This is a genomic window from Mesorhizobium sp. M4A.F.Ca.ET.090.04.2.1, assembly GCF_003999085.1.
Classification (GTDB): Bacteria; Pseudomonadota; Alphaproteobacteria; order Rhizobiales; family Rhizobiaceae; genus Mesorhizobium.
Map to the genome: position 1 here is coordinate 1 of NZ_RZOT01000287.1, position 7,624 is coordinate 7,624.

Below are 7,624 nucleotides of genomic sequence, written 5' to 3' on the forward strand. Positions count from 1 at the left end.
GGAGGGACTTGCGGAGAATCGGAGCCGATGCGAACCTCGCCGCACCATGGCTCGCGCGCGTTCCGATTCTCCGCTTCTCTTCGAAATCGTCGAGAAACCCGATTTCTCCATCGAGACGAAGGCGATGGCTGACGGCCTTTGGCCGGTGGCGGGAATGGACGAGGCTGGCCGCGGCCCGCTGGCCGGTCCGGTGGTCGCGGCGGCGGTGGTGCTCAATCCCACCAACATCCCCGACGGGCTGGACGATTCCAAGCGGCTCACCCATCTGCAACGCGAAGCGCTATTTGCCAGGATCCTGGGTTCGGCGCTCGGCGTGGCGATGGCCTCGATCAGCGCCGAGGGCATAGACGGCAGCAACATCCTGAAGGCCAGCCTCGAAGCCATGCGCCGCGCGGTCGCCGGCCTTTCGCTGCAGCCCAAGCTGGCGCTGGCGGACGGCCGCGACGTGCCGCCCGGTCTCGCTTGCGAGGGGCGCGCGCTGATCAAGGGCGACCAGCGTTCGCAGTCGATTGCCGCCGCCTCGATCGTCGCCAAGGTGATGCGCGACCGCATGATGTGCGGCTGCGGCGGCCATCACGACCGCTATGGCTTCGAGGTGCATATGGGCTACGCGACGGCGCGCCACCGCACGGCGATTGAAGCGCATGGACCGGTGGCAAGGTTGCACCGGGCGTCATTCGCGCCGTTTCGCTTGGGTGGCGTCGAGGTGGTGGAAGAAGAGAGCTTTGTAGGACTGGAGTGAGGCGGCGGCGAAGGTGCGCGTAATCTCCCCCCTTGGGGGGAGATGCCGGCAGGCAGAGGGGGTCGCTTCTCGTGAAGCTCCAACGCCATCTGTCGTCCGCAAGAAAGTCGCGCCCAGTCGAACCGACCCCCTCTGTCGCCTTTGGCGACATCTCCCCCTCAAGGGGGGAGAATATCTCGCTCAAACAAAAAAGCCGCCGGGTTACCCAGGCGGCTTTTTGATTTCTAACGGCGAAGCGCTCAGTTCAGCTTGGCCTTCACGTCCTGAAGCGCCGACTTGAAGAAGTCCGCGCCGGCCTTGGCGTCGACCTTGCCGGCAAGCAGTGCGCGGGCGGCCTCGACGGCGATGTCGACGGCGCTGGCGCGAACCTCGCTGATCGCCTCGCGCTCGGCCTGGCCGATCTTCTGCTCGGCGAGCGCTGTCCGGCGCGCGACATAGTCCTCGGTCTTCTTGTGCGCCTCGGTGGCGAGCAACTCGGCCTCGCGCTTGGCGGCGGCGACAATGTCGGCGGCCTCCTGCTCGGCTTCCTTGCGCTTCTTCTGGTACTGGCCGAGCAACTGCTGTGCCTCCTCGCGCAGCCGGCGGGCTTCTTCAAGCTCGTTGCTGATCTTGGCGGCGCGGGCGTCGAGCCCCTTGGCGATCAGGCCGGGCACCTTGATGTAGATGGCGATGCCGAGGAAGATGACCAGGGCAACCGTGGCCCAAAGCGTTGCGAGAGATGTGGCGTCCATGATGCGCTCCTCACCGGGCCACGGATTTGACCGCGGCCGCGATCTCGGCCTTGCTGGCCTTGCCGCCGACAAGCGCCTCGACGATGGCCGAAGCGGTGTCCTCGGCGATGGTGCCGACTTCCTTCATGGCGTTAGCCTTGATGGAAGCGATGCTGGCCTCGGCCTCGCCGAGTTTCTTGTCGAGCTCCGCTTCGACCTGTTTGCGCGCGGCCTCGGCCTCTGCCTTGGCCCCGTCGCTGGCCTGCTGTCCGATCGCATTGGCTCTCGTCTTGGCTTCGGCCAGTTCCTGCTCGTAAGCAGCAACGGCGGCGTCGGCCTCGCCCTTGAGCCGGGCGGCATGGTCGAGATCCTGCGTGATGCGGTCGTTGCGGACGTCGATGATGCCGCCAACGCGCGGCATCACCACCCGCTTCAGGAACAGGTAGAACAGCCCGAAGGTGATCGCCAGCCACAGCAACTGCGACGGGAACGTCGCCGGATCGAATGGCGGGAACGTGCCGTGTGCCTCGGCCGGCACCTCGGTGCCGGCATGCGTTTCGGCTCCCGCACCGGTGGCGCCTTCGGCGGCCGGCGCTGACTCTTCTGCGAAGGCAGATGTCACGAACATGGACTATCCCCTGATATCAGGCCCGCCGCGGGTCGCGGCCGGCCTGTCCAATCTTCCCGAAGCTCAGCCGAACAGGGCCAGAAGCGCGATGAGAAGGGAGAAGATGCCCAGAGCTTCGGTCACGGCGAAGCCGAAGATCAGGCGGCCGAACTGGCCATCGGCGGCCGACGGGTTGCGCAGCGCGCCCGCCAGGTAGCTGCCGAAGATGTTGCCGAGGCCGATGCCCGCGCCACCCATGCCCAAGCAAGCGATGCCGGCGCCGATGTACTTTGCTGCTTCTGCGTCCATTTCAAACTCCTTTGGATCCGTAATTCCGTTGCAATTCCATCCGGCGGCAAATGCCGGAAACTCGTGATCAGTGCCCGGGATGCAGGGCGTCGTTGAGGTACATGCAGGTCAGCACGGCAAACACATAGGCCTGCAGGAAGGCGACCAGCAGCTCCAGCGCCGTCAGCGCCACAGCCATGGCCAGCGGCAGTACCGAGCCGGCAACACCGACCGCGCCCAGCGCGCTGAGGCTGACGACGAAGCCCGAGAAGACTTTCAGCGTGATGTGGCCGGCCAGCATGTTGGCGAAAAGACGAACCGAGAGGCTGACCGGGCGCGACACGAAGGAGATCACCTCGATCAGCACCACCAGCGGCAGGAGGAAGACCGGCACGCCATGCGGCACGAACAACTTCAGGAAACCGAGGCCGTGCTTGGTGAAGCCGTAGACAATGACGGTTCCGATGACCAGCGCGGCTAGGCCGAAGGTGACGATGATGTGGCTGGTGACGGTGAAGAAATACGGGAACAGGCCGAGCAGATTGGCGACCAGCACGAACATGAACAGCGAAAAGACGAAGGGGAAGAACTTCAACCCCTGCTTCCCAGCCGCATCCCGCAGCATGTTGGAGACGAATTCGTACGCCATTTCCGAGACCGACTGCAGGCGGCCGGGAACCAGGCTGCGGCTGGCGGTGGTGAGATAAAGGAAGGCCGATGCGACAGCGACGGTCGCAACCATGAACAAGGCGGAGTTGGTGAAGGACAGGTCGTAGCCACCGATATTGATCGGAATCAGCTTGACGATATGGAACTGGTGGATCGGATCGACCTTGTCAGCAGCCATTTACATCCCCGTCAAAGCCGCACGCGGCCTTAGTGTCTTACCCAGCGCCATGACGGCGCCACTTCATTCCTCCGGATCACGCGGCTTGCCGCCCTGTCCGAATTGCGCCACCAGCCCCGCCGAGCGCAGGACATTGAGCACGCCGGCGCCAAACCCCAGCAACAGGCCGACGATCAGACCCCACGGCGAGATTCCCGCCAGCCGGTCGATGATCCAGCCAATGCCGACACCGACCACTATCCCGGCGATGAACTCGCTGGACAGCTTGAGTGCCTGACCGTATCCGGTCACTGCTTTCGCGTCGTCTTTCCCCTCGAGCCGGTCCGGCCTTCTTGATGCAAGCGATGCTTCAAGATCACGCCGGCGGCGCTCAAGATCGTCGTCGCGGATGTCGGCTTCGCGCTGCTTGCCGCGGCCGGTTTCTCCGGTTCCGTCTGGCCCGTTCTTGTCGGCCATCGCAACCCCCCTGCCCGGTCAGACCGCTACCGTCCGTCCGCTTCTAAAGTCGCCGGCAACATAGTTAGAGGGTCCGCGCCCGTCAAGCCACGGGCCGAACTTCAAACCCATGTATTTTTTATATTGAAATCAATATCTTAAGGAGGTGCGACATCGTGCCCGTCGCGGTTCGAGGCAAGCGCCCGGCGAATCCTTGCAACCAAGGCTCCCCAATTGCAAGCGCGCTGAGCCATTCGGACCACTCAGACGGTCTCGGCGAAACTGCCTCAACTCCAGCCGCCGCCATAGGTGCGGTAGAAGATATGCAGGCCGATCTTGGTCATCTTCTGCATGGTGCGCGCCCAGCCCGGATGCACGTAATTGGCATAGTAATGGGTCGAAGAGCCGACCTCCGGAATGAAGATCTTGCCGGCGGTCACCGCCATGGCGACGTCCTGAGCGGTCTTGTAGGCGACGGGATCGTTGACGCGCTTCTTGCGGCCGTCGCAGGCGAAGGAGAACTGGCAGCGGTTCAGCCAGTTGTCGTTCTGGTAGACGACGCCGCAGATCGACTTCGGATAGGCCGGGTTGCGGACGCGGTTGAGGATCACCTGGGCGACGGCGGCCTGGCCGCGCACGGATTCGCTGCGCGCCTCGAAATAGATGCCGTTGGCAAGGCAAGCCTGCTCCGGCTTGGAGAAGACGCCGGCCGGCAGCGGGTTCTGGATCCACCAATGGTCGCCCTTGGCCATCGGCGGGATGAAGCGGCCGCTGTTCGGCTCCTCGTCCTGCAGCAGCGCCTCGAACGGCGAGGCCTTGGCATAGTCGGGCTCGGCCTGAGCATAGGCGGTGGCGAGCACGTCCGGCTTGTCGTTGTTGACGAGCGCCGCCAACATGGCCGGCACGCCTGGATCCGGCTTCTTGTCCTCGCGGATGTGGAAGGCCTGGGCGATCTGGATCTCCTTGCCCTTGATGCCTGGCTTGGCGAAGGCGAGTTTCAGGCCGCTGTCCATGCTCGGGCGCAGCAGGAAGGACGTGCGTTCGAAGATCGAGCCGGCGTTGAAGGCCTTCGGCGGCGCCACCGGCGAGACCTGGACGATGCGGCCCTTCTTGTCGGTACGTACGATGCGGTCCTCGTCGGGCGTTGTGCCGGCCACATTGCCCTTGCCGCGAAAGGCGACCGTGCCGACGCCCGGCAGTTGCACGCCGGAGCCGGAGATCGAGCCGGTGGAGGTGGAATCGACGAAGGGCATCTCGGCGTTATGGACCGAGCCGGCGACGGACTTTTCGACATAGGCGTTCCAACGGGCGTTCGGCGCTTCCAGGCCGGAAACCAGGCTGGTCATGTCCTGGTAGGCGACGACCGAAGGAAAGCCGACCCAGATGCCGAGGCCAATGACGAACGGAGACAGGAAGGAACGTTTTCTCTCACCGGCGGCGGCGACCAGCCGCGTCAAGACACGTCGATGCACGGAACTCTCCAGAAACGCAACTGACCCTCTGGAGAGCCAAAATGATGCATTAACCTTGATGGGGCGTTAACGCCATCGATCGTGTTTTTTCGATGTTGGCCCGAATCGGGACTGCTTTCGCTGCCCGGAATCAGGCTGGCCGCAGGAAGATCGGCCAGGCGACCAGTGCGCAGATGGCCGCCGCCAGCCACACGCCGGGCCATGACCAGACATGCAGAAGTCCGGGAATGGCGATCGGCACAAGGCAGAAACCGACGAAGACGAAACTGTTGGCAAGGCTGAGCGCGGTTCCGACATGACCGGGACCGGCAAGCGTGGCAAGCTCGGTGTAGGCGACGCCATGCCAGGCGGAGACCGCGATGCCCGCGACGACCAGCACCACGGGAAGCGCCGCCATCAGGGCCGGTTGCCGTGCAGCCGTGACGACGAACAGCCAGAGGACCGCGAAGGCAAGCGCGCTCAGCGCACTGCACAGCCTGAGGAACGGGCGGCGGTTGCCATGACGGTCGGTGAATAGGCCGCTCCAGACGCGCATGGCCATGGCGCCGGTCTGCACGGCGGCGAGGCTTGCGCTGGTCGCCATAGTCCCCATACCGGCGAAATCGTGCAGGAACAACGACGCGAAGGTCAGCACCGCCACCTGCGGGAAGCAGAGCAGGCCGATGGCGATCGAGATGCGCCAGACCTCGATGTTGCGCAGCGGCGCCGGACCGGCCGCCGTGGCGTCGGCATGACCGCCCCCTTGCGCCGGCGGTTCGTGCAGCCAGCGCCAGGCAAAGAAAGCCAAAAGGGCGGAAACGGCCGCAAGCAGGCCGAAGACGGCGGTAAAACCGAAGCCCAAGGCAAGCGAGGGCAGGACGAGCGCGCCGAGGCCGCCGCCAAGCGGCACCGCCGTCTGCCTGATGCTCATGGCAAACCGCGCTCGCCCTCCCGGAACCATCCCATGATGGCGCGGCCGCTGGAGCCGTTGACGCTGCCGCCGAGCAGGCTTGCCGAGAGCAATGTGACGCACGGAATGGCATCCTTAGTCGGCACGACCAGCATCGCCATGATGAACAGCCACGCCGCCGTCGCGCCGAGCCCCGTCAAAAGCACGCGGCGGTCGCCCCAGCGATCCGTGAGCACGCCCCAGGGCAGTTCGCTGAGCGCCACGCCGAGGCCGAGAAGGCCGAGGGCCAATCCAAGCGATGCATTGTCGAGCTGAAAACCCTGGCGCATCACCACCGCGGTGGCCGGCACGCCGGAGAAGGTCGCGGAGAACCCGGCATTGGCCGCGACGCCGATGCCCAACACCTTCCAGCGATGGTTCGGCCCGAACCGCCGGCCGGGCGGGGCGATCGCTGCGTTTCTTGTTTGGCATTCGCCGCGTGTGACGATGGCGGACATGGTTCCATTCCCGTGGCGGCCGGTTGACCGGCTTGACGAGCGCGATGTAGCGCCATAGCTTCATCCATAAAATCAGGAAGTTTTTGACAAACGATCCTGAAAAACGGGACAACCGCATGCGACGCGTCACATTCGACCTCGACGTCCTCAGGACCTTCGTCACCGGCATCGAGCTGGGCAGCTTCGCCAGGGCGGCCGAAAGGCTCGGCCGTTCGACCTCGGCAGTCAGTGCGCAGTTGAAGAAGCTGGAGGAGCAGGCGGCGACCCCGATCTTCCGCAAATCGGGGCGCGGCCTGGCGCTGACCGAAGCCGGCGAGACCATGCTCGGCTATGCGCGCCGGTTGCTCGAGCTCAACGACGAGGCGGCCGCCGCCATCCACGACGTCGAGCTGGAAGGCTGGGTGCGGCTCGGCCTGCAGGAGGATTTCGGCGAGGCGGTGCTGCCGGAGGTGCTGGGCCGCTTCGCCCGCGCCAATCCCAAGGTCAAGATCGAGGCGCGGATCGCGCGCAGCCACGAACTAGCCGAGCGGATTACCCAGGGCAGCCTCGACATTGCGCTCGCCTGGCACAATGGCGCGAGCCTGCCCTACAGCCGGCACGTCGCCGATGTTCAAATGCGCTGGATCGGGCCGGCAAAGCCGATCGAGGCCGGGCCGGGCAAGGACGACATCCTGCCGCTGGTGGCGCTGGAAGCGCCCTGCCTGCTGCGCACAGTGGCCACCGAAACGCTCGACCGCGCCGGCCGGCCCTGGCGAATGGCGTTCTCCAGCCCCAGCCTCGGCGGCATCTGGGCGGCGGTCGCCGCCGGGCTCGGGCTGACGATCCGCACCGATATCGGCCTGCCCGCCAATGTCAGGGCAATGGTGGCCGGAGGGCTTGGCCTCCCTGCCCTGCCGAAAATGGCACTTCACCTTCACCAGAAGGACGCCGAGCTCGATCCGGTGGCGGCGCGGCTGGCGGACATATTGCTGCAGGCGGCGCTGGAGACCTTGCCGGAGAGTACGGTCCCTAAACAGAAGCTGCTAAGCGCCACGTGACATCTTGGCCGCAGCCTATCGACTTCGTCAATCTTGGGTCTGCGCCGCGTCGCTGCGCTCCTTGCTCCGCCAGTGGACGACGAAGAGACCGTGTCAGCGC

At 65.2% G+C, this 7,624-nt stretch carries 10 protein-coding genes; 2 read left to right on the forward strand and 8 right to left on the reverse strand.

All coding sequences use genetic code 11. The features are described from left to right. The first annotated feature begins 46 nt into the window (after nt 1-46). Nucleotides 47-742, forward strand: coding sequence for a ribonuclease HII (locus tag EN781_RS19905; protein WP_126055978.1), 696 nt, complete (start codon nt 47-49; stop codon nt 740-742). A 239-nt stretch (nt 743-981) separates the two neighbouring features. On the opposite strand, the gene EN781_RS19910 is transcribed toward EN781_RS19905, so the two are convergent. The 8 genes from EN781_RS19910 to EN781_RS35395 all read right to left on the reverse strand — a co-directional run bounded on the left by EN781_RS19910 (nt 982) and on the right by EN781_RS35395 (nt 6,487). Beyond that, nucleotides 982-1,473 carry a F0F1 ATP synthase subunit B gene (locus tag EN781_RS19910; protein WP_126055979.1) on the reverse strand — a complete coding sequence of 164 codons (492 nt, stop codon included), beginning with the start codon at nt 1,471-1,473 and terminating at the stop codon, nt 982-984. 10 nt (nt 1,474-1,483) lie between these two features. Beyond that, entirely contained in the window at nt 1,484-2,080 is a 597-nt protein-coding gene (locus tag EN781_RS19915) for a F0F1 ATP synthase subunit B (protein ID WP_126055980.1), read from the reverse strand. 63 nt (nt 2,081-2,143) lie between these two features. Then, the gene (locus EN781_RS19920; RefSeq protein ID WP_006206606.1) at nt 2,144-2,368 is read right to left on the reverse strand and encodes a F0F1 ATP synthase subunit C; all 225 of its coding nucleotides are present in this window, start codon (nt 2,366-2,368) and stop codon (nt 2,144-2,146) included. Nucleotides 2,369-2,435: 67 nt separating this feature from the next. Continuing rightward, entirely contained in the window at nt 2,436-3,194 is a 759-nt protein-coding gene (locus EN781_RS19925; protein WP_126055981.1) for a F0F1 ATP synthase subunit A, read from the reverse strand. Nucleotides 3,195-3,257: 63 nt separating this feature from the next. Then, a complete protein-coding gene (locus EN781_RS19930) occupies nt 3,258-3,650 on the reverse strand; it encodes an AtpZ/AtpI family protein (protein ID WP_126055982.1) in 393 nt (130 codons plus the stop codon). A gap of 266 nt (nt 3,651-3,916) precedes the next feature. Beyond that, nucleotides 3,917-5,101, reverse strand: coding sequence for a cell wall hydrolase (locus tag EN781_RS19935; protein ID WP_126055983.1), 1,185 nt, complete (start codon nt 5,099-5,101; stop codon nt 3,917-3,919). Between the two features lie 130 nt (nt 5,102-5,231). Beyond that, nucleotides 5,232-6,011 carry an MFS transporter gene (locus EN781_RS35390; RefSeq protein ID WP_245492622.1) on the reverse strand — a complete coding sequence of 260 codons (780 nt, stop codon included), beginning with the start codon at nt 6,009-6,011 and terminating at the stop codon, nt 5,232-5,234. Then, on the reverse strand, nt 6,008-6,487 hold the full coding sequence (locus EN781_RS35395) for an MFS transporter (RefSeq protein WP_245492623.1): 480 nt from the start codon (nt 6,485-6,487) through the stop codon (nt 6,008-6,010). The genes EN781_RS35390 and EN781_RS35395 overlap by 4 nt, the downstream gene beginning before the upstream one ends. Nucleotides 6,488-6,603: 116 nt before the next feature. Between EN781_RS35395 and EN781_RS19945 the strand changes: the two genes are divergently transcribed. After that, complete coding sequence (locus EN781_RS19945) at nt 6,604-7,524, forward strand: LysR substrate-binding domain-containing protein (RefSeq protein WP_126055985.1); 921 nt, start codon at nt 6,604-6,606, stop codon at nt 7,522-7,524. The last annotated feature ends 100 nt before the right edge of the window (nt 7,525-7,624 follow it).

Excerpts from the sequence above, each read along its gene's own strand:
- EN781_RS19925 (WP_126055981.1), bottom strand. The coding sequence starts at position 3,194 with ATGGCTGCTGACAAGGTCGATCCGATCCACCAGTTCCATATCGTCAAG.
- EN781_RS19915 (WP_126055980.1), bottom strand. The coding sequence starts at position 2,080 with ATGTTCGTGACATCTGCCTTCGCAGAAGAGTCAGCGCCGGCCGCCGAA.
- EN781_RS19905 (WP_126055978.1), top strand. The coding sequence starts at position 47 with ATGGCTCGCGCGCGTTCCGATTCTCCGCTTCTCTTCGAAATCGTCGAG.
- EN781_RS35390 (WP_245492622.1), bottom strand. The coding sequence starts at position 6,011 with ATGAGCATCAGGCAGACGGCGGTGCCGCTTGGCGGCGGCCTCGGCGCG.
- EN781_RS19945 (WP_126055985.1), top strand. The coding sequence starts at position 6,604 with ATGCGACGCGTCACATTCGACCTCGACGTCCTCAGGACCTTCGTCACC.
- EN781_RS35395 (WP_245492623.1), bottom strand. The coding sequence starts at position 6,487 with ATGTCCGCCATCGTCACACGCGGCGAATGCCAAACAAGAAACGCAGCG.
- EN781_RS19930 (WP_126055982.1), bottom strand. The coding sequence starts at position 3,650 with ATGGCCGACAAGAACGGGCCAGACGGAACCGGAGAAACCGGCCGCGGC.
- EN781_RS19910 (WP_126055979.1), bottom strand. The coding sequence starts at position 1,473 with ATGGACGCCACATCTCTCGCAACGCTTTGGGCCACGGTTGCCCTGGTC.
- EN781_RS19920 (WP_006206606.1), bottom strand. The coding sequence starts at position 2,368 with ATGGACGCAGAAGCAGCAAAGTACATCGGCGCCGGCATCGCTTGCTTG.